The sequence below is a fragment of the Exiguobacterium sp. s39 genome, from assembly GCF_018618925.1.
GTDB classification, from domain to species: Bacteria; Bacillota; Bacilli; order Exiguobacteriales; family Exiguobacteriaceae; genus Exiguobacterium_A; species Exiguobacterium_A abrahamii.
Genome location: NZ_JACSNA010000001.1, coordinates 592,194 through 615,475 on the forward strand (window position 1 = coordinate 592,194; position 23,282 = coordinate 615,475).

General features: G+C 46.7%; 30 protein-coding genes and 1 other RNA gene. 23 read left to right on the plus strand and 8 right to left on the minus strand.

The features are described from left to right. The first annotated feature begins 77 nt into the window (after positions 1 to 77). The 7 genes from KNQ11_RS03000 (at position 78) to KNQ11_RS03030 (ending at position 6,473) form a co-directional block, all read left to right on the plus strand. The gene (locus KNQ11_RS03000; RefSeq protein ID WP_231681706.1) at positions 78 to 512 is read left to right on the plus strand and encodes a hypothetical protein; all 435 of its coding nucleotides are present in this window, start codon (positions 78 to 80) and stop codon (positions 510 to 512) included. 303 nt (positions 513 to 815) lie between these two features. Then, a complete protein-coding gene (locus KNQ11_RS03005; RefSeq protein WP_214769479.1) occupies positions 816 to 1,496 on the plus strand; it encodes an ABC transporter ATP-binding protein in 681 nt (226 codons plus the stop codon). Next, positions 1,493 to 2,311, plus strand: coding sequence for a hypothetical protein (locus tag KNQ11_RS03010; protein WP_214769482.1), 819 nt, complete (start codon positions 1,493 to 1,495; stop codon positions 2,309 to 2,311). Before KNQ11_RS03005 ends, KNQ11_RS03010 begins: the two co-directional genes overlap by 4 nt. Positions 2,312 to 2,323: 12 nt before the next feature. After that, entirely contained in the window at positions 2,324 to 3,394 is a 1,071-nt protein-coding gene (locus tag KNQ11_RS03015; protein WP_214769484.1) for a hypothetical protein, read from the plus strand. A 54-nt stretch (positions 3,395 to 3,448) separates the two neighbouring features. Continuing rightward, positions 3,449 to 4,330 (plus strand): ATP-binding cassette domain-containing protein, encoded by an 882-nt coding sequence (locus KNQ11_RS03020; RefSeq protein ID WP_214769497.1) that lies wholly within the window; start codon positions 3,449 to 3,451, stop codon positions 4,328 to 4,330. A 5-nt stretch (positions 4,331 to 4,335) separates the two neighbouring features. Then, on the plus strand, positions 4,336 to 5,379 hold the full coding sequence (locus KNQ11_RS03025; protein WP_214769500.1) for a hypothetical protein: 1,044 nt from the start codon (positions 4,336 to 4,338) through the stop codon (positions 5,377 to 5,379). Continuing rightward, positions 5,376 to 6,473, plus strand: coding sequence for an ABC transporter permease subunit (locus tag KNQ11_RS03030; protein WP_214769503.1), 1,098 nt, complete (start codon positions 5,376 to 5,378; stop codon positions 6,471 to 6,473). The genes KNQ11_RS03025 and KNQ11_RS03030 overlap by 4 nt, the downstream gene beginning before the upstream one ends. A gap of 92 nt (positions 6,474 to 6,565) precedes the next feature. On the opposite strand, the gene KNQ11_RS03035 is transcribed toward KNQ11_RS03030, so the two are convergent. From KNQ11_RS03035 to KNQ11_RS03045, 3 genes are all read right to left on the minus strand, one after another. Further along, positions 6,566 to 7,459 carry a hypothetical protein gene (locus KNQ11_RS03035; protein ID WP_023467917.1) on the minus strand — a complete coding sequence of 298 codons (894 nt, stop codon included), beginning with the start codon at positions 7,457 to 7,459 and terminating at the stop codon, positions 6,566 to 6,568. 89 nt (positions 7,460 to 7,548) lie between these two features. Continuing rightward, positions 7,549 to 7,755, minus strand: a complete 207-nt coding sequence (locus tag KNQ11_RS03040; protein ID WP_029341392.1) for a DUF2922 family protein — start codon at positions 7,753 to 7,755, stop codon at positions 7,549 to 7,551. Between the two features lie 36 nt (positions 7,756 to 7,791). Continuing rightward, positions 7,792 to 8,019 carry a DUF1659 domain-containing protein gene (locus KNQ11_RS03045; RefSeq protein WP_023467919.1) on the minus strand — a complete coding sequence of 76 codons (228 nt, stop codon included), beginning with the start codon at positions 8,017 to 8,019 and terminating at the stop codon, positions 7,792 to 7,794. Positions 8,020 to 8,087: 68 nt separating this feature from the next. On the opposite strand from KNQ11_RS03045, the gene KNQ11_RS03050 reads away from it, so the two are divergent. From KNQ11_RS03050 to KNQ11_RS03065, 4 genes are all read left to right on the plus strand, one after another. Further along, a complete protein-coding gene (locus KNQ11_RS03050; RefSeq protein WP_251139614.1) occupies positions 8,088 to 9,083 on the plus strand; it encodes a potassium channel family protein in 996 nt (331 codons plus the stop codon). Positions 9,084 to 9,152: 69 nt separating this feature from the next. Beyond that, positions 9,153 to 9,845, plus strand: coding sequence for a hypothetical protein (locus tag KNQ11_RS03055; protein ID WP_064300103.1), 693 nt, complete (start codon positions 9,153 to 9,155; stop codon positions 9,843 to 9,845). Between the two features lie 59 nt (positions 9,846 to 9,904). Continuing rightward, positions 9,905 to 10,318, plus strand: a complete 414-nt coding sequence (locus KNQ11_RS03060; protein WP_023467922.1) for a hypothetical protein — start codon at positions 9,905 to 9,907, stop codon at positions 10,316 to 10,318. Between the two features lie 49 nt (positions 10,319 to 10,367). After that, the gene (locus tag KNQ11_RS03065) at positions 10,368 to 11,711 is read left to right on the plus strand and encodes a S8 family peptidase (protein ID WP_214769508.1); all 1,344 of its coding nucleotides are present in this window, start codon (positions 10,368 to 10,370) and stop codon (positions 11,709 to 11,711) included. Between the two features lie 47 nt (positions 11,712 to 11,758). Here KNQ11_RS03065 and KNQ11_RS03070 read toward each other — a convergent pair whose 3' ends face one another. Continuing rightward, positions 11,759 to 12,202 (minus strand): hypothetical protein, encoded by a 444-nt coding sequence (locus tag KNQ11_RS03070; protein WP_029341396.1) that lies wholly within the window; start codon positions 12,200 to 12,202, stop codon positions 11,759 to 11,761. 134 nt (positions 12,203 to 12,336) lie between these two features. Here KNQ11_RS03070 and rnpB point away from each other — a divergent pair. Together rnpB and KNQ11_RS03080 are read left to right on the plus strand one after the other, a co-directional pair. Next, positions 12,337 to 12,710: RNase P RNA component class B (gene rnpB, locus KNQ11_RS03075), an RNA gene on the plus strand. Positions 12,711 to 12,821: 111 nt separating this feature from the next. Continuing rightward, on the plus strand, positions 12,822 to 13,967 hold the full coding sequence (locus tag KNQ11_RS03080; protein ID WP_050677069.1) for a THUMP domain-containing class I SAM-dependent RNA methyltransferase: 1,146 nt from the start codon (positions 12,822 to 12,824) through the stop codon (positions 13,965 to 13,967). Positions 13,968 to 14,321: 354 nt separating this feature from the next. On the opposite strand, the gene KNQ11_RS03085 is transcribed toward KNQ11_RS03080, so the two are convergent. Next, the gene (locus tag KNQ11_RS03085) at positions 14,322 to 15,533 is read right to left on the minus strand and encodes a hypothetical protein (RefSeq protein ID WP_214769511.1); all 1,212 of its coding nucleotides are present in this window, start codon (positions 15,531 to 15,533) and stop codon (positions 14,322 to 14,324) included. Between the two features lie 502 nt (positions 15,534 to 16,035). Here KNQ11_RS03085 and KNQ11_RS03090 point away from each other — a divergent pair. Together KNQ11_RS03090 and KNQ11_RS03095 are read left to right on the plus strand one after the other, a co-directional pair. Further along, entirely contained in the window at positions 16,036 to 16,689 is a 654-nt protein-coding gene (locus KNQ11_RS03090) for a hypothetical protein (RefSeq protein ID WP_214769514.1), read from the plus strand. A 39-nt stretch (positions 16,690 to 16,728) separates the two neighbouring features. After that, a complete protein-coding gene (locus KNQ11_RS03095) occupies positions 16,729 to 17,574 on the plus strand; it encodes an SMI1/KNR4 family protein (RefSeq protein WP_214769517.1) in 846 nt (281 codons plus the stop codon). A gap of 57 nt (positions 17,575 to 17,631) precedes the next feature. Here the strand turns inward: KNQ11_RS03095 and KNQ11_RS03100 are convergent, their stop codons facing one another. Next, positions 17,632 to 17,820, minus strand: coding sequence for a hypothetical protein (locus KNQ11_RS03100; protein WP_029341400.1), 189 nt, complete (start codon positions 17,818 to 17,820; stop codon positions 17,632 to 17,634). 85 nt (positions 17,821 to 17,905) lie between these two features. Beyond that, positions 17,906 to 18,826, minus strand: a complete 921-nt coding sequence (locus tag KNQ11_RS03105) for a tetratricopeptide repeat protein (RefSeq protein ID WP_214769519.1) — start codon at positions 18,824 to 18,826, stop codon at positions 17,906 to 17,908. Positions 18,827 to 18,933: 107 nt separating this feature from the next. Here KNQ11_RS03105 and KNQ11_RS03110 point away from each other — a divergent pair, with 107 nt between their 5' ends. The 8 genes from KNQ11_RS03110 to KNQ11_RS03140 all read left to right on the plus strand — a co-directional run bounded on the left by KNQ11_RS03110 (position 18,934) and on the right by KNQ11_RS03140 (position 22,793). Then, positions 18,934 to 20,262, plus strand: coding sequence for a M20/M25/M40 family metallo-hydrolase (locus tag KNQ11_RS03110; protein WP_214769521.1), 1,329 nt, complete (start codon positions 18,934 to 18,936; stop codon positions 20,260 to 20,262). A 46-nt stretch (positions 20,263 to 20,308) separates the two neighbouring features. Beyond that, positions 20,309 to 20,599, plus strand: coding sequence for a hypothetical protein (locus KNQ11_RS03115; protein ID WP_035397924.1), 291 nt, complete (start codon positions 20,309 to 20,311; stop codon positions 20,597 to 20,599). A 25-nt stretch (positions 20,600 to 20,624) separates the two neighbouring features. Next, on the plus strand, positions 20,625 to 20,897 hold the full coding sequence (locus tag KNQ11_RS16950) for a GNAT family N-acetyltransferase (RefSeq protein WP_353049805.1): 273 nt from the start codon (positions 20,625 to 20,627) through the stop codon (positions 20,895 to 20,897). Positions 20,898 to 20,924: 27 nt separating this feature from the next. Beyond that, a complete protein-coding gene (locus tag KNQ11_RS16955) occupies positions 20,925 to 21,125 on the plus strand; it encodes an N-acetyltransferase (RefSeq protein ID WP_353049806.1) in 201 nt (66 codons plus the stop codon). A 19-nt stretch (positions 21,126 to 21,144) separates the two neighbouring features. Beyond that, the gene (locus KNQ11_RS03125; RefSeq protein WP_214769523.1) at positions 21,145 to 21,369 is read left to right on the plus strand and encodes a hypothetical protein; all 225 of its coding nucleotides are present in this window, start codon (positions 21,145 to 21,147) and stop codon (positions 21,367 to 21,369) included. A 74-nt stretch (positions 21,370 to 21,443) separates the two neighbouring features. Next, positions 21,444 to 21,662, plus strand: coding sequence for a hypothetical protein (locus KNQ11_RS03130; RefSeq protein WP_029341406.1), 219 nt, complete (start codon positions 21,444 to 21,446; stop codon positions 21,660 to 21,662). Positions 21,663 to 21,735: 73 nt separating this feature from the next. Continuing rightward, a complete protein-coding gene (locus KNQ11_RS03135; protein ID WP_214769525.1) occupies positions 21,736 to 22,212 on the plus strand; it encodes a glutathione peroxidase in 477 nt (158 codons plus the stop codon). Positions 22,213 to 22,301: 89 nt separating this feature from the next. Beyond that, entirely contained in the window at positions 22,302 to 22,793 is a 492-nt protein-coding gene (locus KNQ11_RS03140) for a GNAT family N-acetyltransferase (protein ID WP_251139615.1), read from the plus strand. Positions 22,794 to 22,818: 25 nt separating this feature from the next. Here KNQ11_RS03140 and KNQ11_RS03145 read toward each other — a convergent pair whose 3' ends face one another. After that, positions 22,819 to 23,280, minus strand: a complete 462-nt coding sequence (locus KNQ11_RS03145; RefSeq protein WP_214769531.1) for a hypothetical protein — start codon at positions 23,278 to 23,280, stop codon at positions 22,819 to 22,821. Positions 23,281 to 23,282 lie beyond the last annotated feature (2 nt).

Sequence of the window (23,282 nt, forward strand, 5' to 3'; positions counted from 1 at the left end):
TTGGTCAAGTTGACGGTTGCAGAACTAGTCAAATGACAGGTAGAATGAGAAGGTAAACGCTTACACATCAAAAGGAGATGGATGAAACCATGCGAACGATCACTTCCACTGGCGAGCGAAAGAAGACGAGTTGGACATTGAATATCGGCAATCAGCCACATTTAATGATGGATGGTGTGACAGAACAAACGCTTGATGCCGAACAACGTGTCGTCTATGACGAATTTTTGATTCCGACGACGGACACTTTGATTCATCGGTTCAAAGCCCGCTTCCCGAACCATCTCTGCGAGAACGGGTATGATGTGTATGGCGCTGCCGCTTTTGACGAACAGGTCGTCGAACTGATCTCGAATTGGTTCATCGAGCTGGTCACCGTCTTAACAGCGATGCAGCGGACGAAAGGCATTCAGCATGTCCAGATTGAAGGCGGTGTCGCAAAACGGACCGACTTCTTACCGACCGTGCGTCGGACATGCCGGGCACTGGAGTCAACGATTGATATTTATTGAAACACCAGTCACGTGTTCAGAGGGACCGTCCATTAGGGCGTCCTCTCTTTTTTTGTTCATCTCGAATCGTTTTCCTGGGAAGTGATTTCGAGTGAACAAATCGCTCTCCTTTCTTCCGGTCATAAAAAGTAGAAACGAAGTCGAAATACTCGCGGAGTCGGACATTTTTGTCCGGCTCCTTTTCATTTTCTGGATGATAGCAGGAAAAAACAGGTTGACGCTAGACTGTATGGCATGTACCATACAGTTAACAGATGTACTATTGTCTTAATACAATGGTGATAATGAAGGAGGGGAATTCTAGTGCTTGAAGTGAAGGGGTTACAAAAGCGATACGGACGAAAAAAACAGGTCTTACGTGACGTGACGTTCTCTGTCGGTCTAAACGAAGTGACATGTCTGATTGGCTTGAACGGGGAAGGGAAGTCGACGATTTTAAAAGCAATTCTCGGTCTGATTCCGGTAGATGCCGGGACGGTGACGGTCGACGGCAAAACATCGCGCGACCAGATCGCGTTCGTGCCTGATCTCCAGACGATGCCGAGCTACATGACGATCGGACAAGCGCTCGTGTATATGGCGGATCATTATCTGGATTGGAATCAAGAGACAGCGGAACGGTTGCTGCAGACGTTCCAGCTGTTTACGACGGATAAAATGGCGAACTTGTCAAAAGGGAACAAGGCGAAGTTCAATCTCGTCTTAGGATTCGCCCTCGATCGACCGTACATATTACTCGACGAACCGCTCGCAGGAATCGATCTCTTCATGAAGGAACAGATTGCCTGGATTTTCTCAAGTGAGTTCATGGAAGGACGGAGCATCCTGATGACGACTCACGAAATTGCCGAGGTCGAGCAGGTGATTGACCGAGTGTTGTTCTTACGGGACGGGAAGATCGTCGAAGTCAAAGAGACGGATGAGCTGCGCGGCCGTCATCATCAATCGGTCCAGGACCGGATGCGGGAGGTATATCAAGGATGAAACGCTGGTTGTTATTAACAAATGAAGAACTGAAACGAAGTACGAAACTACTGATGTTGTTGATTTCAGGATTGATCGTCGCGGAAATCGCGTCACTGCTCTATCAGATTTACGATTATCAAAGCACGATCGAGAAAACGATGCGGATCGATCAGATTTCAGAAATGGACGCAATTGCACAAGCAGGTGGTGCGTTGACCTTCGCACAGGCAACGGATTTTTACGATTCAATCATTGTTTTAACGATGGGGATGATTCTCTTGTTCGCGTTCTGGATTTGGTATCGCGACTGGGTGGGCGAGACGAAATACATCTACCGACTACTATTGTTACCGGGATCACGTCGGGCGATTGTTGCATCGAAAATGACGGCACTTTTACTTGTCGTTACGAGTTTGATCGGAATTCAGTGGGTGTTGTTGTTACTTAGTCGCAATCTTTACTTATGGCTATTGCCAGATGCTCAACAGGTCACAGCCAGCATCAACGAATACTCCTTCTACATGAAGTTGTTCTATACGATGTACCCAACTGACATTTTATTCATTTTACTAATGACATTCATCGTCATCTCGTTCGTCTTCATGACAGTATTACTTGAGCGGTCGTTTCGAAGAGGAAAAGCGTTCTTGATCGTCGGATTACACGGGATTGCGCTGATTGGTGGTTATATCATTTTAGGCTTAGCATTGTCAGCTATTTCAAGCAACCTGAGTCAACTGCATATGCAATTTTATTTCGGATACGTCGTACTATTAACGTTATACGTGTCATACAAAAATCTGCGGCTAGTCCAGACGAGACTATCCGTTTAAGGAGGAGACTTCATGAAGCGATATCGACAACTCCTGATCTATGGATTGATCATTTTCATAACAATCGGAAGCTACATCGGCTATACACTGTCAATCAAAAGCGCAGACTTTTCCCTCGAGACCATCAGTGGGAAATCTTCGCAAGTAGAAAATTTTAATTTACGTTTACAGACTAAAGGAATGCGTTCGACGATTTATGATGCCAATGCAAATGGAGACATCGAAAAACAGTCAAACTCTTACGTCGGACAACTATTTCGTGAAGATAGCATGGCGGATTTGCCAGACAAATATTACGAATTCACGACACAAATGGAAACGAATGTGAGTGGAGATGGACAATCAGAGTATGCGATTCAGATCAAACACAATAAATTACGATTTAAGATGTTTACGTTCAAGACCGAGGAAATGTTCGAGAAAACATTTCAGTACGATACGAAACTTGAGACGGGGATGGACTTACAAGCCAGTGTCGTTGATAAGCAGGCGATGAAGGTCTACATCCAACTTGATCGTGTCGATCAGCCCATGGAAACGAAACTCCTTGTGCTTGATTTAGCAGGCGATCGGGTCGAAGAAATCATTCTTCAAAAACCAGTAGCGCCTAAAAACGCTCGTCAATTTTTAGCGATTCACCAAAATGAAGTCGTCTACACGGAACAACCGTCTGACAGCGATGAAGAGAACACAAAACTATCTTATTTTCTCGATGACGGGAAGGTCGTTCGGTCCATCAAGGAGTTAAATCAGCAACAAATCGGGTTTACACCCTATGCGAACGGTCGTTATTTAATCGGATTCCGTCTGCCGGAAGGGGAGACGAAACGAATCGAATGGTCGATGTTCGACTTGGAAACGAAACGAGTATCCGAGCATAGTGTAAGCAGTCCGCTTGTTTTGAAAAAGATTGATTGGTTGGATTCGACGGACGAAATGAAGCTCTATCTCTCATCCGAGACGAACGAAGGATTCCAAGTATCCGTGATCGATTTAAAAAATGAACAACTGATGTACCAAGGGGAAATCAAGGATGCGAATCAGAAAAAAGGAACGAGTATCTACGATTTTGCAGTTCAATGAAACGGAGACGTCATACCGAAACCGGATGACGTCTTTTTGAAAGGATAAAATGATATGAAACTAGAAATCGAACAGTTATCAAAAATCTATCCGAATCGAAAACAAGCGTTGCAGGATATCACGTTGACGCTGGAAGCCGGAGTGTATGCCTTGTTTGGTGAAAATGGAGCAGGGAAGACGACGTTGATGAAGATTCTTGCTGGACTGTTACATCCATCGCAAGGGGGGATTCGAGTCGATGGTCACGTCGTCTCACCGCTAGAAGAGACGTACCGCGAACGAATCGGGTATTTGCCGCAAGAGACACCGCTTTACGGTGATTTCACGGCAACACAGTTTTTAACGTACTTGGCAACGGTCAAGGGCGTTCCTAAATCCGTCATCACCTCTCGCGTTGAGCAAGCCTTGATCGATGTGAATTTGCTAGAACAAAAAAATCAGAAACTTCGCCGCTTCTCAGGTGGAATGAAACGACGGATCGGAATCGCGCAACTACTGTTGAACGACCCGGACTTTTTGATCATCGATGAACCGACGGCAGGGCTTGATCCAAAAGAACGAATTCATTTTCGAAACGTCATCGCGACGATTGCGCGAAAACGAATCGTCTTACTGTCGACACATATCGTCTCGGACGTTGGGTCGATCGCAAAGGAAATCATCCTGATGCAGCAAGGGAAGATCATCCGCCAAGCCAATCCCTATACCTTGCTCGATGAGATCGCGACCTCGATCTGGTCCGTCGATGTATCGGACGAGACATTACTCGTCTTGCAGGAGACGTACCAAATGGGTGCGATTCACCAAACACGGTCTGGTAAAAACCGCGTCCGGATCATCTCATCCGATCGACCGCATCCAGATGCGGTTCAGGAAGAGCCGCAACTAGAAGATTTATACCTTTATCACTTAGATGAACGGATGCGTGGCGCGTGATGTCGATGTTACGATTCGAATCATATAAATTATACAAATCGCTAATCGTCTGGTTGCTGTTGATCGGTATGGGAATCTTTTTCTTACCGACATTAGTGGAACCGATTGATCATGTCGTCAAGTCCCGCTATCCTTCGTTCGAAGGACCAGCGACGAAAGACGTCTTTAAGATGATTGAGACAGATAGCAATATCATCAATGATCCAGATACACGAATGGGAGAAGACGAAATATTTTACAAGAATGAAATCTATGCTCAAATCTTACATATGGAAGAAGCGCAAATTCAGCGGCAGCAACGCCTCGACGTTTTAAAAAGCGATACGTTCGAGCAAAAGCTCGTCAATCGTATCAACGTCGCATCGATTCGCTATCACGATCCGGCGGAAATCGTAGCGACGTTCGTCAATCAATCCGGACTCCTGTTCCCGTTGATCGGACTCCTGCTCGTGACAATCAGTTATACACGTGAACGCATGACCGGAGTCGAACAGTACCAGTTGACGTCGCGGAATGGACGACATCTCTTATTACGTGCGAAATGGATGGCTGCCGTTATGTACGTGACGATCATCCATGTATTAACGTATCTTGCGACGATTTTAGTCGTCCGTTATCAACTCGGACCGATCGATTGGTCGGCACCGATGCAAGCGATGGACAGACTTGCTACAGCACCGTATCCGTTATCGATTGGTGGATATGTACTGTGTACGTTCATTTATCAGGAACTTGCCTTTGTGACGCTAGCGACAGCTATTTTATGTGCCTCGTTATTCGCGAAACAGTACAGTCACGCCTTCGTTTACGTGACGATTTTGATCGGTTTACCATTGACATATGGTTACGTCATTCCGGACGTTTTCTTCCCGGAGTTCGTGCAAGTGTTGATCTTCTTTTTCCCAAGCCGCGGCGTGCTGACGCGTGAACTGTTCCAGACAGATATACCGTTCGTCTTACCGATTTTTGTGATGCTCGTTTGGATTGTACTGATCGTCACCCTTTACGTATTCATGATGCGATCTGTCAAAAGGAGGGAGCTGACATGAGCTGCGACTTATTGAAGGTGGAATGGCAAAAGGTAAAGCAACAAAAGATGGTGTGGGTTCTCCTGTGCCTTGTGTTTATCGTCGGTCTGATTTTTTCGTTTAGTCGGATGGGCTTGCCTGGAACGGAACGGACGAATGCACCGTTCGAAGGGAAATTGACGAGGGACTTCGTGCAACTGGCAACAGAAGGAGAAAAGCGTGTAACGAAGAATGGAATCACGAAAGCAGAACAGCGTGAACACGACATTTATTTGCAGATTCTGAAGGCAGACGGCCGGCATCAGTCGCAATCGCAACGTGTCGACGAATTGCGTCAAGAAGCGCGCTTAGCGACATCTGACATCAAAAAACGAAAACTCGAACAAGAAGCGTCGTTGCTTGCGAAAATCGATTATCAACACGTTGGCAACTACCGGACGCTTGATCAATTCATCGTGTTTCTCGGTGTCGGAGGTTTTGCGTTGCTGGCGATCGTCTTGACGTTAGTGACCGCGACGAGTTTTTCGCGCGAAGCGCAGACCGGGATGTTGCAACTGCTCTATAGCTCAAAGCATGGTCGCAAAGACGTCCTGACGGCAAAATTAGCACTCTCGATCCTGCTCGTCACTGGCATCATCCTCGTTTACAATATCGTGCAGTGGCTCTTATTTTTCCGTCAGTCGAGCGGCTGGGAGTTACCGATTCAGTTTAACTATCATGATTCTCCATATCCGTTGACATTCGGGCAACTGTATCTGCTCGCTATTTTGATGCAGTGGTTGGTCGGCATCTCGTTAGTCATGACGTTCACGTTTTTCTCGTTACTCATCCGGCATGTCCTTGCTGTTCTGATACTAGCATCGATCTGCTTGATTGGTCCGTTCATACTTGAAAAGTTCTTTGGAGGCATCATGGCGAGCGAAACGATTCGCTCACTTCTTCTCCTGACACAAGGGCAGTCATTGATGGTGTTCGTATTGTTTAGGGATTACCTCGCTGTACCGGTGTTTGGGCAACCGATTATTTTACCAGTAGTCGTCATCGCGAGTAGCATCGGGACAATTCTCTTGTTCGGCTGGGGTTGTTACAAACTGGTCTCGCGTCAGTCTGCTTAACCAAAAACGCTCTGACCTGGAAAAACTTATCCAGTCAGAGCGTTCTTTTTTTTCGTTTTGACTAGGAATCGATACGTCGTGAGGCGAAAGCATCAAGACGTGAAGTTTTTCTCTGCCGCTTTACAGGCACGTAACAAGGCATCCTTGAAGAAACGATCTTCCTGCGAAGCGAGTTGTTGTGTTGCTTCCTCATCTCCACGTAGGGAGCGGGCGAGCATCTGGATGACCTTGACCCAGCGCCGGACGTGATCGAGTTGCGGGCGACCCATCGCGACGTATACCGTGAACCAATCGTTCTGATCGCGACGGATCATCCGTTGGAACAGTGATTTTGCGAGATCCACTTCTTCGGTCGTCGGGAGCTCGTTCGTCTCGAAATAGCGACGTAACGCGGCGACGGCAGTCGCATACGCTGCCTTGACGTCTTCCGACGGCTGATGTTTGCCGTAGTCGGATGTCGATAGATGAAGTAAGGCAGGTTTTTTCTCGACACCCGTGATCCAGGCGGAGATCGTCTTATTGCCCTTATAAGCTTGACGATTCGCGACCGGGAGCTTCGCCGTGACGTTTCCGACTTTCCCGATCAAGGTCACTTTGTTGTTGCGATCCTGGATTTCGGTCACTTTCATCTCGACCGTATCACCCATTTCATGAGGAATGGCTTTCGGCTGGAGCTTTTCTCCTGCCGAGAGCGGCGAACGCTTGCGGATCATCCGCAGTGCTTCTTGTTCAATCCGGTCGTCAAGCGACCACAGATGTTCCGGTGGGACGTTGCGGAACCGGCGACGTCGCACCTTGATGTACTGGTCAAGCGCGTCAGCAGCTTGCTCCCGCGTCGATTCACCACGTGCGACGGGACCGATGATGTCTCGGAGCGTAATGGATTCGAGACGTTCCATGATGCCTTCGAACGGGATGAGTTCCATTACGTAGAGACTACAGACGACGAGTTCGCATTCGCGAGGAGTGAGTGGGCGTTTGGCCATAAATTGACTTCCTTTCAGCTGGTTGATGTTTCTAGTATACCAAAAAAAAGCCATCGTCACGTAATCCCGTGACGATGGACTGAAAAAGCTTACAAGACGAATGCCGATTCCGAACTGTTTTGCAATTCGGCGGACGCGAGACGTGTGACACCGTTCATGAACGGGTCATGGGCGACGAACAAGTCACCGATTGCTTTGATCTCCGCCACGGTCGCATTCTCCTTCGCACCAGCGATGCGCAAGCGATACGGTTTTTTCGTCACCGTATCGAAAGTCAGGACGATCGTATGTTCCATCAATGGTCACTCCTTTCATGAAATGTAGAGGATGGGTTATGCCTTCAGTAAAGCGTAGTCACGGCTGATTTCCGTCAGCGCGTAGCGTCCGTCGAGTAAGCTACCGATCGATTGCCCGATCGAAGCGACGACGTCTGCTGGAAGATTCGAACGTAAGCCGTTGTAGCGGCGGCGAGCGACGACGGCATCACCGTTCGCTGTCACCTTGTCCTTACGCTCGAAGACGATGACGAGACTCGTCTTGATCTCTTCTGCTTGTGTCATGTGTATCACCTCCTTCGCCCTTATTGACAGGGGAAGAGACCGGATTGTTCGAAAGGAATGAAAAAAACATGGTCTGGTTACGTTTTTTACGAAAAGTCTCGTTTCTACGGATGCGGACGCTCGGGTATGCGTCCTTAATTTTCGTCTTCGGTGTCGCGGGCATCATGTATGCGCTTGAGCCGGAGACGTTCGGGTCCTACTTCCGCGCCGTCTACTGGACGATGACGACCGTCGTCACGGTCGGATACGGTGACTTCTTCCCGAACTCGGATACCGGTCGGATTCTGACGATTTTCGTTTTCATCTTCGGGATCGGAATCGTCGGTGGATTGATTTCAAAACTGGTCGACGGTGTCCAGTTGATTCGTAATCAAAAGGAAAGAGGGTTGTTACAAGTGAAGGAAACAGGGCATACGGTCGTCTTCGGTTACAGTCGGCGTTCGAAGCACGTCATTGAGTCATTGCTCGAACATACGGATGTCGTCCTCGTCGACGACCTAGAGCGGGAGCCATTCAGTCACCCCCGGTTCCATTACGTCTGTGGTGATCCGGCGCTGACGTCGACGCTCGAACGAGCACACATCAAAAAGGCGGTCCGTGCGATCGTCCTCGCTGACCATTCGATTCCACCGGTCCATGCTGATGGACGAACACTGTTGATCGCTTCAAGCATCGAACGGGCGAATCCGAACATCTACACGATCGTCGAGATGATGCTCGAAGAACACCTCGATAGCTTTGAACAGGTCAAGGTCGATGAGGTATTGCTCGGTGACGAGACGATTGCCCGGATGGCGATCCTCGCGTCCCATCATCCTGGCGTAACGAAAGTCGTGACGAACTTATTGACGAAGGATGGTGAGGGAATGTTCTCGATTCCGACACGACCGGAATGGGCGACATACCGCGATGCGTTTCATGCTTTGCTGGAAGAAGGGGTGACGATTCTATCTGACGGGAAGCGGCTTGATTTGAACCAACGTCTCGACGAAACGATTCCGAAAAATGGTACGCTGATCGTCTTATGTTCGGAGGAAACCGCCCAACGAATCGGAGGAATTTAGGTCGGGCATGATTCAACTAATCTTTTTTCGGGTATAGTAAACAAATTTACTAAACGGAGGAAAAGGATTATGACACAACCACAACCAGAATGGATCCAAGAATTATTTGAGACGGTCGATCAAGGCGAAATTAAAAATGCACCGAAATTACTCTATATGGCATTGACGCTTGAACCAAGTTATTTTACAAAAGCAGTTAGTCGTTTTAATCAACGATTGGAAGTCGAACCATTAACGGACGTTTCGGAACTACTGACGGTGTATCGTCAATTCTTCCTCTCAGCTAATCCGTCAGAGGAATACTGGTCACTTGCCTGGAACGAACTCATCCAGACCCTACAACATATGATCGATCGACCAGAAGCGCAGCAATTACTTAAAGAACATGTTGATTTACTCGACTGGTGGTCAAGTGAATCCTTACTGTCACTCCCGAGCTGGTTGACGATTTTAGATGTCGCAGAACGGATTGACGCGCTCGATCAATTTAGCAGTTATCTTCCAGATATCTTCGAGAGCTATGCGCTCGAGACAGCAAAGGATGAACCGTTCGCTCGTCTTGCCTGGTACGCACTCGCAAGCAATCAACAAGAGTTGCTTGCCCCGTACAGAGAACGGATTGAAGCTGGTTCATCGAAGGAAATTCAGTCTCTTCGTCAAGCGGATCTCGTCGATCAAATTGAAACGACACGGGTCGTTATGTTAAAGTCGAAAGATAACGAGCCGATTGAATTAACATTTGATCGAAAATGGACATTATAAATTATCGAAGAAAAAATGACACCTAGAAGCCGCACGAATCCAATCCAAGGGGTGTAGGGATGATTCACGTCAATTTACCGAGTGGTGACTATGTCGTGTTAGTAGAAATAAATCGTGAAGTGCTGCTGTGTCATTCGATTGAAGAAGCGGAACAAGCACAACGTGACCGGTATGAACTGGTCGGACGGATGAGCGAACGCTTGCCGGCAGAAGTGATCGGACCCTCGATTGCGGACTTCGTCCGCTTTTCGACCGGGTTCATCGGCGAAGAAGTAACGTGGCATGAAGAAGAAGAAGCGTTCTTTTGCCAACAGTTCGAGACGTTCGACGGTTCCCCGTTAGGTGAAGATTTGACGGGTATCGATGCAACGCGTTGGCGTGCGGTCCTTGCACGCTATTATGCTTACGTGACGATCGGAAAGATCATTCCTTTTGAAGTCAGCGAAGAACCGGACGGTACGGTTCCGCTTTAGTCCAAACGATTCTTCGGTCGGCGCGTAAACAGAGAAGGGCAGGGTTCCCATGAAAAAGCAACTTGCACTACTCACGCTAGCGACAATCGTCGCCATGCCAACGTCTGCTTTCGCGCAGTCTCAATACGTACAATACGACCCAACATTTACAGAACAACAAAAACAAGAATGGTTGGCGAATCAAGGTCTGACCGAAATTCGTGCCTTGAAACAAAAAGGATTCTCACTCGTCGAGCCCCTTGCGCACCTCGAAGAAAAGGATATCGACGCCGACTTGATTCCGATCACGGATGTCAAAAAAGCAACGGATTCTGCCCAGTTCCAGCAAACGTACCTCGATCAGTCACGGATTCCGGCTTATTGGAAGTACAGCCGTGGGAAATCGGACGTTCGCGTTGCGATCATCGATGACGCGATCGATACGAAACACCGCGAGTTCAAGGATGTCATCTATAAAACGACGACGATTTCCGGGATTCGCAAACCAGATGATCACGGGACACATGTCGCGGGGATCGTCGGGGCGCGTGAAGACGGTCAAGGGATCGTCGGTGTTGCTTCTGGTGTCAAACTGATTGGGGCGGACGTCTTTGACGGAGAATATGCCGGGTCGATCGATATCGGCGACGGTATTTTGTATGCCATCGAGCAGGGGGCAGATGTCATCAATCTGTCGCTCGGGCAATATGAATACGATCCGTATATGGAGTCCGCGATCAAAAAAGCAGAAGCGAAAAACATCCTCGTCGTCGGTGCAGCCGGAAACGACGGGAAGGGGAAAGTTCTTTTCCCAGGCTCGATGAGTCAAGTCGTTGCCGTCGGATCAGTCGGGACGCTTGGGCGTGCCTCGACGTTCTCGAACTACGGCAAAGGACTCAACATCATGGCGCCGGGTGAAGGGGTTTACTCGACGATCGTCGGGAATAAATACGGCTACTTGGACGGAACGTCGATGGCGACACCAGTCGTCAGCGGTGTACTGGCACTCGCGAAATCGAAGAATCCGTTCGTCTCGAATACGACGATGCGCAGTAAGTTATATGCGGCAGCGACGAAAAAATCAGGCGATACGAAGTCGCATTACGGGACGGGTCGCTTGAACGCCGGAATCTTGGCGACGTTACCGGCACCGATCTCAAAGATCTCGTTGCCGTCAACGGTCAAGCAGAATCAACTGTTTTCATTCTATTTCGATGAGTACGCGAGTGCGAAGACGACGACACGTCTCTATAAGGACGGGAAGGTCGTCAAAACGTTCACGCAATCGAATTTAAGAAATGGAACCCATAAGTTTACGTATAAGTTGAAAGACAAGGGGTCTTACAAGCTCGTCTTTACGACGACAGGCGGACGCCATACGCGGACCGTCGAACGCTTGCTGACCGTCAAATAAAAAAAGCGCCTCCCACTTAGTGAGAAACGCTGTACAAGACCCGGAGATTACTTCGGGTCTTTTCCTTTTTTATAGACGGGCGTCGGAGGTGTCAATGCCTCTCCAGTCCACGTGATCATCGCTTCCATCTTGTATCCTGTGTCATCCTCATGGACGAATGACAGGCGACTGGAATCGATCAATTGGTATAAACCATAAGCGACCTGGTCGGCCCAAGAGCGTAACGTCATTGCTTCATCATACAACGGGATTTGCTCAGGGAAACGTTCATTCATAAGCAAGATATCGTGTTGATCGAAATGATAGCTACGTTTTGAGAGTGCATCGGGCGCCTTGACGTTGAACGGCTCGAACGCGTGGATGAGCTCTCCTTGACGATAGAAGGCGAAGATGCCGTTTCGCAGATGAAGTGCCTTGATCTCATCGATTTCGATCAAGAATGTCAACTTGCGAACCGTTCGCCGGTTCGTACCAGAGCGTCGTTTTTTCATACTGCATGCCCCCTTCTGAACTCTTGTACTATACCGTGAAATGAGGCAGGGACGCAACTTTTTCGTTTATAAAACGAGAATTGCCTCTTGCAGGAAAGCGGCATCTACGCTACACTCATAAGCAGTGACTATGTTGGTTCGGACAATCGCGGGGCATTTCGGTGCTTTGAGGAAAGTCCATGCTCGCACAGCCTGCGATGGCTGTAGTGATCGTGCTACACAAAAAGATAAGTGTAGGCAGCGTCAAGCTGACGGCAGAAGGAACGCCTAAGTCTTCGGATAGGGCCGAAACTTCTTGAAGGTGCCACAGTGACGGAGCTTCATGGGAAACCATGAAGGTGGAACGAGGTAAACCCCACGAGCGAGAAACCCAAATTTGGTAGGGGAATTTCCGGAGCGGAATTGAACGCGAAGGAGAGCGTATGCAAATACGGAGATAGATGATTGTCGCCTGCGTGTGAGGGTCAAACCGTTTGGAACACTAAGGAACAGAACATGGCTTACAGGACCACATAGGCTGTTATTTTTAAGTTGAACGAGAGTCCAGGTCCACCCTGGGCTCTTTTTTTATTGCAATGAAACGATCCAGTGGAAGAAACGATAAAGGAGTGAACGCGATATGGCAAAACGCTTAGTCATCGCGACAGCAGCGATGGGAATCGAAGCGCTCGTCGCAAAAGAAGTCCGTGCGTTAGGATACGAATGTACGGTCGAGGACGGAAAGGTCTACATCGATTGTGAGATGGAGGACATTCCTCGTTTAAACATGTGGCTCCGGACAGCGGACCGGATCAAACTCGTCGTTGCCGAGTTCCGCGCGACGACATTCGAAAAATTGTTCGATCAAGTCAAGGCACTACCGTGGCACGAATTGATGCCGTGGGATGCGAACTTCATCGTCAACGGTCGTTCGGTCAAGTCGAAGCTGTTCTCGATCCGTGACTGTCAGAAGATCACCGAGAAAGCGATCGTCTCGCATATGCAAGAACAGTACAACAAAGGAACGGAATGGTTGCCGAAGACAGGTGCAAGCTATCCGATTGAAGTCGCCTTGTTAAAAGACATCGCAACATTAACGATCGATACGTCTGGCGACGCGTTACACAAACGCGGCTACCGTGAATTCCACTCAGCAGCCCCGCTCAAAGAAACGATGGCAGCAGCGATGTTGATGCTGACGAACTGGAAGCCGGACATGCCGCTCTACGACGTCTTCACCGGTTCAGGTACGCTTGCAATCGAAGCGGCGATGATCGGGCGTAACATCGCACCGGGGATCAACCGTGAGTTCGTCTCGCAGGAATGGAAATGCATTCCGAAGAAGGCGTGGTTCGATGCGATCAAGGAAGCGAACGACAAAGCGGAGTGGGACAAACCACTGAAGATCTACGCAAGCGATGTCGATCCAGAGATGGTCAAGCTCGCGAAAACAAACGCAGAACTCGCAGACGTCCGTGATGCGATCAACGTCATGCAACGCGACGCAGCAGACTTCAAACCGAAGGAAGACTTCGGTGTCATCATCGGAAACCCACCGTATGGCGAACGTTTGGAGGACGCACGTGAAGTCCATCAGTTGTACCGCAAGATTGGTACGGCGTATAAAGAATTCCCATACTACAGCGTCTATATGATCACGTCGTATGTTGAGTTCGAAAAAGCGTACGGTCGCCCAGCGACGAAGCGCCGAAAGCTGTACAACGGGAACATCGAAGTTCAGTTCTATCAATATTATGGTTTGCGTCGGAAACGTCCGCAGGCTTAAGCGATTTGTGAGGGGTGAGTGGGAGTCAGTTCCCACTCACTTCCCACTTTTTTTATTTTTTTCGTCAAAATGTCATGAGCCGCTCGGTTGAGCGGTTTTTTTTGTTGTCTATTAATGTCACGAGTTTATTGTCGGTAATTCATGTAACGTGTGAATTACATGCGTATACATATTCATCGTCGTTTTATCAGTAGCATGACTGAGTATTTCTTTAATGATCTTTGGGATTGAGCCAGCCTTTCGACGCTAGTTCGATATTTGTAGATTTTTATAATTAAACTTTCATCTCTTACGTACATACGTTCTGTTCATGTAAATAAGAAAAGGCACTAGAGTGCCTTCCGTGTGCTATGTTCACGAACCTTCTTCATCTGCATGACTCATAAAATATTTAGAGTATGCTTCGATGTTCGGTTGAGTTAGTCGTTTCATGTTAGCGAGCGTATTTCTAATATCACTTGCTAGTTTCTCAGCATCGGGGTAATCATGTTTATCGATGCTATAAAATTGCTGTTGAAGTTCTGAATAAAGGTAATTCAATTCCGTTTGATTAGTAACTAGTTGTTGAGTAGTATTTTTGAGTTCTGGAGGGGAAGCCGTTTGCTGCATCGTCATGATTTCTTTCCCAGTCGCATCGATCATCGACTTTAATTCGAACAGGCTAGAGGACAAAGGTGCGACTACTTTTCCTTTGTCTGTTCCGATAGATGCATTCAAATCATCAATCTTGAACATCATTTGATCGAATCCTGGAGAGATATTAAAAATAGCTGATAACAATGTACCGGTATCGTACGACGATTCAGCTACTTCATCTTCTGCCTTAGCATCTTCCGTTGTTGATTCTTTAGTGACTGGTTCCGCCACAATAGGTTCTTTGTCTTCCACAGAATCCGGCTGCTCCACTACGTCATTCGTCGCGTCGATGTTCATGTCATATCGAGTGCCATCCATGTTTTTGAAGTTGATTGGAGAATTCAACTTTTTAATCATGTCTTTTTTTAGACTGTTAAACAGTCCGAGGTGAATCCAGTAGCCGCTCGCTTTTTGAAAGTAGCGTTCCGTGTCCATTAACACCATGTCTGAAAAGTTATCGAGATTCATTTGATTGAGTTTATCGCGGGTGTAATAAGATTTAAGCACGGTCTCCATTTTTTCATTTCCGTTATCATCGGTCATGACGGTAGGACGCTCGAATGCAAATAGATCAAAGCTTTTGTTTTTATATAGTTGTTTCGTCAATCGAATAGAGTCGAGAGCGTACGAATCCAAAAGTGTGTTCTCACTCCAGAATCCTGAATCTTTGTAAGTCACAATTAATGTTTTGTTTCTGACTTTAGCGCCTTTGATGTCTTCGCTATACTTCTTTAATTCATTACTGATCGTCTCCGGCGTTGCGTGTTCGAGATCTGCCGTGAATTCCGGCTTCTTGTTCTCTTTCTTGTCTTCTGCCTTTACTTCTTTCTTCACTTCCGTCGGTTTGTCATTCTGCGCGCTGTAGATACTGCCAAACATGCCGATGATGAGTACACCGAATATAGCGAACAGCTTACCTTTTCCGCCCATTCCAGATGGCTTCCGATTCGAACGCCTTCTTTCTTCCAATGTAGACCCTCCTTTATCAGTTCTTTTGATACCTATATTGTCATTTATGTTTTTAATTTCCATATTAATTCTAACTCAAAATGGTTTATTATACGATATGGATTTAGGCGATGGGATAACTATCTTCGCATCGAACAATCATATACCTAACGTATATGAATATTGAAATGCAGTTAATGCATTAATTTCCAAGTGTTATAGTTTCTGTCGTGAAAGGACACAGGTAAAAGTTACATTTAGTATATGCATGATTGGTGTTGCACAGTCATTATATAGTTATTAAGAATCTCTCTAGATTAAATTAGGACAATATAAAAAATACCTTTGAAATGACATAATTAAAAAGTATAAGTTTTGAAGGTATCTTTGATTAGCACAGATAATATTTTTGAGTAGGATGATATGAACAGTAGTCAAAAGATAAATATTAATGAGGTACCTCTACATACTAAAGGAGATAAGCGTGACAAGAATCTGGATCGAAGAGTATGCAGTGACGGGTGACTTAGGGCGTATGCTCGGTCATTTTTTAGATATGGACGAATCAATTAAAACGGCATATTTAATTAGCCCGTCAGAAGGAGACGAATCTGTTTCACCATCGAAGAAAATTTTGTTTGAGTTTTTAGAGCATCGAAACGATTTTCCGTTGTATCTGTATTTTTCAGATGAATATGTATTAAGAGAACGACATCAGCAGTTCTTTCAGCAACAGGATATTGACTATACCATTCAAACGGTTTATCCAAGTCGCAAATATCATTTAGATCCGCTTGTTTATTTTACAGTTGAATTAAAGAACAAGGAGGCACTCATTCGCGTCATTCGCGAGACGTACTGGTTAGCAGAAGAGAATGTTTTCTATGTGATTTCGAATTACGATAATTTAAAATTTACGTTTGAGGAAAGGCAACATTGGGGTTTCCAGCAATATCTACCGATTGCTTCATTTGATCGAACTCCTCCATCGGTGCTTATCAAGCCTGGTCATGACGGATGTGGTTTTTTCATATGTTCAAGCGATCGATCGGTGAATTCGTTAGAAAACGTCATTCGGAGTATGCCGGAAGAAATCATCACGTATCAAGTCAATGATGAACTATATGAACTTGAGTAATGAAGAGTAAATTCACTCTTCAGCTATCGGAGGTGCTGCATGAAACGAGCCATCAAACAGATCAATCCATCGTCTAAACGCTTGGGTGTATCACTAATCGATCTAAAACGTGCAGAAAAAATCCTCGGTGTAAAATTCCCTACGGATTACATTTCGCTCATGCAGGAGTCAAATGGTGCAGCCTTTCATGACTGGCAACTCTATTCGATACCTACTGAATCTAGTTATTCTGTTGAAGATATTATCTACCATCACATAAATCGTCCAGATGGTTTACCGGAGGATATGATTTGCTTTGGTGAACATTTAGATGGGAGACGGTTGTGCTACCGGATTCGACGTCGTTTTTTACAAGAGCTCGTCTTCACGTGGCATCCTAAAAAGGGACTTGAAAAATACTGTGCCTCTTCACTCAACGAATGGGTAGAATCCGAAATGTTACGTGACCGGGCTAATAAAAAGATTACCCTTGGTACTTTTAGTGTTAGTAGTCATCGACTGCTCGTGACGGATTCGAATGAAAAAGATGTAGCATCGATTGTCTTGGAGCAAGTGAAGTCTGGCGCATGGACGGCTTCCATCACATATGATTCAGATGGAACGGTTCGTTTGCTTTCAGTATACGAAGGTGTCGATCAGCCGACGGGCAGGTGGACGCGCTCGCATGAGATTGCGATTGATTCGGGATTTGTACTGATTGGTGATGATGTTGCGTTTCGTGAGGAGGAACTAGCCGAGGAACTCTTTTTCGGTCAACAGGACGTCCATTTGTTTCAAGCGGGTATCATGACCGAGTCTGGATATGGAGACGGCATCTATCATCTGAAAGTAAAGAAAAATCGAGATAAACAAATCATCGGAGTACGAATCAACTTCTTGGAGTAGCAATTGAAAGACCGGTCGAAGGAGCATTCCTTTGACCGGTCTTTTTGCGATATGTAGTTATTTGATGTTGTCGATGGCGTTGCCATCTTGATCGACTTGAGTAGAAAGTCCTGTCCAGCCACGACCTTTCGTTTCTAGCCAGCTGGTGAATTCGACGAGAAATTCCTCGTGTGGTACATGGCCACCATCTTTTTTGACGACGACATACCCATCAAGCTTTACATATGACTCCTTCAGCGATTCCATTCGTAATCTCCTCCTAAGCAGCGGATGCGAAAGTAAGAGTATAGCCCTCGAAACACTCATTTACAAATGATATCCATTTGTCTTTCTAGTTTAACAAATGATCCGCTCGACATAAGATCGTCACCTTCACACCATCAGCGACAGAAAAGCCATTCATTCGTGTGCCATCATTCATGGGAAGTGATGTCGTTTGGACGATGTCCTGGAAGAAAAATAGGTCACTTCGTAAACGACGCAGTAACTGGCGAACGTGATCGTACGTAATCGCTTGACCACTCAACTCCGTCAATCGCTCGGCTAGCGTTGGATACGTCGACGTCGTGCCCGTCATGATTACGAAGAGTGCCAAAAATCCGTTCGGATTCAGTAAGATGGTTTGATTTCTCCACTCGACGAAGGTTCCCTCTGAACTGCTCCGTAAGACGATTTCTTGATTGTCAGCTTGATACTCCTGAAACGAACGTTCATTGATCAATATCTCCGCTCCATCTTGGATTTTTCGGTAATAGAGACGATCAAACAGGTGCTCATCTTCAACGAGTAATTCGTTTCGGTATTTGTTGAGTCGTGCCGCTTCGCCCGGATGCTCCTCGTGTTCTCGGTATTCGAGTTCAGCAAGTGATTCGCGCGCTAGGTAGATGCTGCAGTTGACGACAAACATATGCGTCAGCGTCGTCTGAATGTCGCTCAGAGCAGCGTCGACCGTACCGTCGAGCGCTCGGCTGAAGTGACGTATCGCTTCCGCATACTGACGATTGACATAATGAATATAGCCGAGACGATAATTCGCAAGTGGATGCTTCGGACGAAGGCGGATTGCCATAGTCAATGCGCGACGCGCTGCGTCATAATCCGGCGTCTCCGAAAATTTTGAGTACTCCGCTTGGCGGACATACAGATTCGTTAGTTCGTCTTCCAAATGTCTTCTTTCATCTCGATCCGTCTTTTCCCGTATGGTGCGGTGTAGTTCTTGCGCTCGTGCATAACTCGTTATCATCTCGTTCATCCTTTCTATCTCTTTTCTTTCATCATAGGGCGGACCAACGCGTGTGACAAGCTGTCACAGTGGTGTTGCTACTCTATAGGTATCAACATTAAAGGAGTCGATGTGAGATGAAAAACGAAACCAAATGGATTCGATATGGCATTTTAAGTGGAGAAGTCATCAAAGAACCAACATGGTCAGCTTGTGTACAGGATGTCGTGCAACGAGCGGGTCAACAAGAAGCGACGGATGAAGAGATTCTCGATTGGATCGAAGAAGCAAAACATCGCTATGCACCACTTGACGATCATGGGATGGAAGCATTGTTTGATTCAAGAAGACAGGCGTTACCCTATCACCTGTTTGACGGGCATGTCCGAGGCGTCGTTCGTATGATGAACGAACTTGGGATTTTGACAAGTTCCTGTTGTGACGGTCACGGTAAACGAGCTGCTCGGGTATATACGCAGGATTTGCTGACGAACCAGCAACGGTATTTGCTTCGTTTAGCGACAGACGCAGTTCCAGGGTTGACCGTGTCCTTACAAAGTCGGTGGATTCAACTTGAAGTGAGAGGTCAGCGTTCGCTATTGCTCGATTTAGCGGAAGTCTTATACCGCATCAAACAAGACGCATCGACGATACAAGAACTGGAGTTGCAACGCTTTAGAAAGCGTCTGCTAAGATGGCTCGCTATTCCTGGACAAAGCAGAAGGGAACAGATGGTTCGTAGTCGCTTACAACAGGCAGTCCGCCGGTTTGCTGACGATTCTTTTGTCGATGAAAAAGGGAACCTGCTCGTGACCTATCATCAAGGGGAAGGACCGGTCATTTTATTATCGGCACATCTTGATACCGTCGAACGTATCGATTCGTACCGAACGCTGTTTCAGGAAGGAACAATCTTAACGAGCTCAAACGGGATTCTTGGGGCAGATGATCGAGCGGGCATCGCTGCGATTCTTGAACTCATGGAACGCATCCCAGCGACTGACTTCCGCGGAACGATCAAGCTCGCTTTTTCAGTCGAAGAAGAAATCGGTTGTCGTGGTGCGGAAGCGATGGACGCGTCCTTTTTAGAGGACGTCGACGCAGCAATCGTCTTTGATCGCCGTGGTACACGCGACATCGTTACAGGTTGTTATGGCGAGTTTGATTTTTGTGAGACGGCTTTTGGTGCATGTTTTGAGCAAGCCGGTCTGTTGAGTGATATGCCGGATTGGCGAACGACACGGTACGGGGGAAGCAGTGATGCGAAACTATTCGCGCTACGAGCTATTCCAGCTGTCAACTTGTCCGTCGGCTATCTGCATGAGCATACGGATTTTGAACAGGTTGATTTTGCGGCAACGCTCGAAACCGTCCGTTTGGTCGAAACGTTACTCCATCATCGGCTGCTCGAGCGTTATTTCGCTGAGCGGACAGAAAATCCAACTCTAGGCGGATATACCGAGTAACGGATTCCAAATATAGTAAAAAGGAAAGGTGAGAGGAGACGATACGATGTGGATCATACTGGGTTTACTGGCGATTGGATTTACGGCACTGAATATCATCTTTTATTTGATCGGTAAGGACTATCGTTTCCTGATGGTGCTCGGACTGAGTTTTACGGCACTGACTTTGTGCGCTGAATACCGACTCGTTGCGGAATTCGTGGCGCGGGAGGATTGGGCAGCGTTACAGGACGTCGTACCGGGCATGGAGCGAGCACTATGGGTGCTGACGTTCATCTCGATCGGATTAAATGTATTGCCGCTACTGTTAGACTACCGAAAGAATCGATCTCGTTGACGAACCGAAGAGGAGCTGAATCCTGATGAGCTATACATTTTCACCGCTGACGCAACGACAGGCGGAACAGATTGCCTACGAGTGGCAATATGACGGGGCGTTTGCATTTTATGATATGCCGAACGACGAAGAAGATTTAGCAGAATTTCTCGATCCAGCAAAGCGGACGGAACATTATTTTGCTGTGTTGGATGGGGAAGAATTGATTGGTTATTATGTATTTGAACCAAACGTAGACGTCGTTGACGTCGGGCTTGGCATGCGACCAGACTTGACGGGCCGAGGAAATGGAGTGTAATTTTTAGAAGCCGGTCTTGCGTTCATCATGGACCGATATGCACCTAAACAAATTGAATTAGCTGTCGCGACATTCAACGAGCGGGCGATTCGCTTGTATACGAAAAGTGGCTTCCTTCCCGTCGAACGGTTCCAACAGGCGACGAATGGTGGAAGCTATGAATTTTTGAAGATGCGTTTACAACCCATCCACTCGACGGAACCTTTTCCAAACTCTATAAGTAGATAACAGAAAAGGAGATGATGTCATGGCACGCTGTACGAATTGTCAGTATAAGTTCAGCACAAAAGAAGTGCTCGCTGTCAGTGTTGTGATACATGGGAAAGGCAAGACGTGTCCGAACTGTGGCGTGAAACAATACATGTCCCGGAAGTCACAATTTTATCTATCACTCGGGAATATCAGTCTCTTGTTCGTCCTGTTCTTGCCATTTCTAATCCGGTTGAGCGACCGGGAAGAATCGATGAGGTAAGATGTCGGTTACTTTTATTTTCATGAAACTTTTTCCTGAATCCACCAGTAGATATGGAAGAAGGAGATGGTCAGATGGTACGTTGTACGAATTGCCAATATAAGTTCAAAACGAAAGAAGTGCTCGCTGTCGGATTTGCGAAACATGGCAAAGCGTGTCCGAACTGCGGCGTGAAGCAATACATTTCAAAAGACTCGCAACATTACTTATCGCTCGGATACGTCAGTCTCTTGTTCGTCTTGATCCTACCGTTCGTCATCAAACTGAGCGACAAAGAAGAGACGATCTGGTAAAGCATTACGCGCATGCCTGAAAACGACAGGGTGCGCGTTTTGTCTTATACTCGGGGCAAAGGAGCTGGGAAACATGCAAACCGTATACGATGCAACCGTACAAAACGCAGCGGGCGAGACTGTTTCATTAGGTGACTATGCGGGGCGTGTCCTCGTGATCGTCAACACGGCAAGCAAATGTGGGCTTGTCAAACAACTTGGCGAACTACAGGCATTGTACGATAAATATGACGAGCAAGGAGTCACGGTGCTTGGCTTTCCGTGCGATCAATTCAATCAGCAGGAGTTCGCGAGTCAGGAAGAGACGATGCAGTTCTGTCAGCTGAACTATGGCGTGACGTTTCCGATGTTTCAGAAGATCGACGTCAATGGACAAAATGAACATCCGCTTTATACATTCCTAAAACGCGAACGGTCGGGTCTGCTGTCGTCAAAGATCAAATGGAACTATACGAAGTTTTTAATCGATCGCCAAGGACGTGTCGTACAGCGGTTCAGTCCGGTCGATTCCGTCCAGTCGGTTGAAAAAACCTTATCTTTGTATCTATAATCCAAGTAACCGTCTGGCGTGAGGCGTTGGGCGGTTACGAATGAATGTGAGAGGTACATATGAAAATCAATTCTGTCTCAATCAGAAAGATGCAACATACCGATTATGAAATCATGTCTCAATGGTTAAGTACAAAAGAAGTGTTAGAGTTCTATGGAGATATGAACGCACCATTTACGTTGCAACAAGTGATAGATAAATACGAACCGAGAGTAAATGGAGAGATACCTGTCGCTCCATACATCGTAGAGTTAGAGGATGAACCTATTGGATTCATGCAACGTTATTTGATAACGGACGAACAAAAAGAGGCATTTGGATATCCTGCGAATTTTATCATAATTGGAATTGACCAGTTTATTGGTTATCCTGAACTTTTTAATAAAGGTATTGGAACGAAAATGATAAAATTATTCGTTGAAGATATCGCTCGAGGCAAGGAAGTAAATCGAATTATTCTAGATCCTGACGAATCAAATCTTAGAGCAATTAAAGCTTATGAAAAATGTGGGTTTCAGAAAGTTAAAAAAATCAATGAAGATACGTGCTGGATGATGGAGTATACGATTGATCATCCATAATCTGCTCCTATGAAAATGGTTCAGGTCATTCAACGCTAAACGAATCAAAGGAATGCTTGACGATCGCATCGCTGCGCTTATGTCCGAGATCGGTCAGAACCGGTGGACGGGGGGACAAGACATGAAAATCCTGCTCGAACGCACGAAGCCAGTAATGAACCCAGTCTTTTGTAGGATCGAGATTCATCATTTCACGTGCGAATGTCAGTAGCTTTGAATCGGTCAGCGTCAGAAGTGGAATCGGGTTGATCTCGACATCTTCTTTTAGTTCATAGAGGTCCGGTGAACGAAGCAGAATCGCATCCGCCTCGAAGGTCAATCGGAAGTAATTGCAGCTGTAGTCGCCGACGATGACCATCGTCTCCTCCGTATGCCCACGAAAATGAAAGATCAATCGGTTACCATTTGCGACATCCATCAAGAACTGATTGAGTCCGATGTGATAATCTTCGCGAAATTGTAGTTTCTCAAGCGTGATTTCTTGCATGA

Excerpts from the sequence above, each read along its gene's own strand:
- KNQ11_RS03000 (WP_231681706.1), top strand. The coding sequence starts at position 78 with ATGGATGAAACCATGCGAACGATCACTTCCACTGGCGAGCGAAAGAAG.
- KNQ11_RS03010 (WP_214769482.1), top strand. The coding sequence starts at position 1,493 with ATGAAACGCTGGTTGTTATTAACAAATGAAGAACTGAAACGAAGTACG.
- KNQ11_RS03015 (WP_214769484.1), top strand. The coding sequence starts at position 2,324 with ATGAAGCGATATCGACAACTCCTGATCTATGGATTGATCATTTTCATA.
- KNQ11_RS03020 (WP_214769497.1), top strand. The coding sequence starts at position 3,449 with ATGAAACTAGAAATCGAACAGTTATCAAAAATCTATCCGAATCGAAAA.
- KNQ11_RS03025 (WP_214769500.1), top strand. The coding sequence starts at position 4,336 with ATGTTACGATTCGAATCATATAAATTATACAAATCGCTAATCGTCTGG.
- KNQ11_RS03030 (WP_214769503.1), top strand. The coding sequence starts at position 5,376 with ATGAGCTGCGACTTATTGAAGGTGGAATGGCAAAAGGTAAAGCAACAA.
- KNQ11_RS03035 (WP_023467917.1), bottom strand. The coding sequence starts at position 7,459 with ATGGCCAAACGCCCACTCACTCCTCGCGAATGCGAACTCGTCGTCTGT.
- KNQ11_RS03040 (WP_029341392.1), bottom strand. The coding sequence starts at position 7,755 with ATGGAACATACGATCGTCCTGACTTTCGATACGGTGACGAAAAAACCG.
- KNQ11_RS03045 (WP_023467919.1), bottom strand. The coding sequence starts at position 8,019 with ATGACACAAGCAGAAGAGATCAAGACGAGTCTCGTCATCGTCTTCGAG.
- KNQ11_RS03050 (WP_251139614.1), top strand. The coding sequence starts at position 8,088 with ATGGTCTGGTTACGTTTTTTACGAAAAGTCTCGTTTCTACGGATGCGG.
- KNQ11_RS03055 (WP_064300103.1), top strand. The coding sequence starts at position 9,153 with ATGACACAACCACAACCAGAATGGATCCAAGAATTATTTGAGACGGTC.
- KNQ11_RS03060 (WP_023467922.1), top strand. The coding sequence starts at position 9,905 with ATGATTCACGTCAATTTACCGAGTGGTGACTATGTCGTGTTAGTAGAA.
- KNQ11_RS03065 (WP_214769508.1), top strand. The coding sequence starts at position 10,368 with ATGAAAAAGCAACTTGCACTACTCACGCTAGCGACAATCGTCGCCATG.
- KNQ11_RS03070 (WP_029341396.1), bottom strand. The coding sequence starts at position 12,202 with ATGAAAAAACGACGCTCTGGTACGAACCGGCGAACGGTTCGCAAGTTG.
- KNQ11_RS03080 (WP_050677069.1), top strand. The coding sequence starts at position 12,822 with ATGGCAAAACGCTTAGTCATCGCGACAGCAGCGATGGGAATCGAAGCG.
- KNQ11_RS03085 (WP_214769511.1), bottom strand. The coding sequence starts at position 15,533 with ATGGGCGGAAAAGGTAAGCTGTTCGCTATATTCGGTGTACTCATCATC.
- KNQ11_RS03095 (WP_214769517.1), top strand. The coding sequence starts at position 16,729 with ATGAAACGAGCCATCAAACAGATCAATCCATCGTCTAAACGCTTGGGT.
- KNQ11_RS03100 (WP_029341400.1), bottom strand. The coding sequence starts at position 17,820 with ATGGAATCGCTGAAGGAGTCATATGTAAAGCTTGATGGGTATGTCGTC.
- KNQ11_RS03105 (WP_214769519.1), bottom strand. The coding sequence starts at position 18,826 with ATGAACGAGATGATAACGAGTTATGCACGAGCGCAAGAACTACACCGC.
- KNQ11_RS03110 (WP_214769521.1), top strand. The coding sequence starts at position 18,934 with ATGAAAAACGAAACCAAATGGATTCGATATGGCATTTTAAGTGGAGAA.
- KNQ11_RS03115 (WP_035397924.1), top strand. The coding sequence starts at position 20,309 with ATGTGGATCATACTGGGTTTACTGGCGATTGGATTTACGGCACTGAAT.
- KNQ11_RS16950 (WP_353049805.1), top strand. The coding sequence starts at position 20,625 with ATGAGCTATACATTTTCACCGCTGACGCAACGACAGGCGGAACAGATT.
- KNQ11_RS16955 (WP_353049806.1), top strand. The coding sequence starts at position 20,925 with ATGGACCGATATGCACCTAAACAAATTGAATTAGCTGTCGCGACATTC.
- KNQ11_RS03125 (WP_214769523.1), top strand. The coding sequence starts at position 21,145 with ATGGCACGCTGTACGAATTGTCAGTATAAGTTCAGCACAAAAGAAGTG.
- KNQ11_RS03130 (WP_029341406.1), top strand. The coding sequence starts at position 21,444 with ATGGTACGTTGTACGAATTGCCAATATAAGTTCAAAACGAAAGAAGTG.
- KNQ11_RS03135 (WP_214769525.1), top strand. The coding sequence starts at position 21,736 with ATGCAAACCGTATACGATGCAACCGTACAAAACGCAGCGGGCGAGACT.
- KNQ11_RS03140 (WP_251139615.1), top strand. The coding sequence starts at position 22,302 with ATGCAACATACCGATTATGAAATCATGTCTCAATGGTTAAGTACAAAA.
- KNQ11_RS03145 (WP_214769531.1), bottom strand. The coding sequence starts at position 23,280 with ATGCAAGAAATCACGCTTGAGAAACTACAATTTCGCGAAGATTATCAC.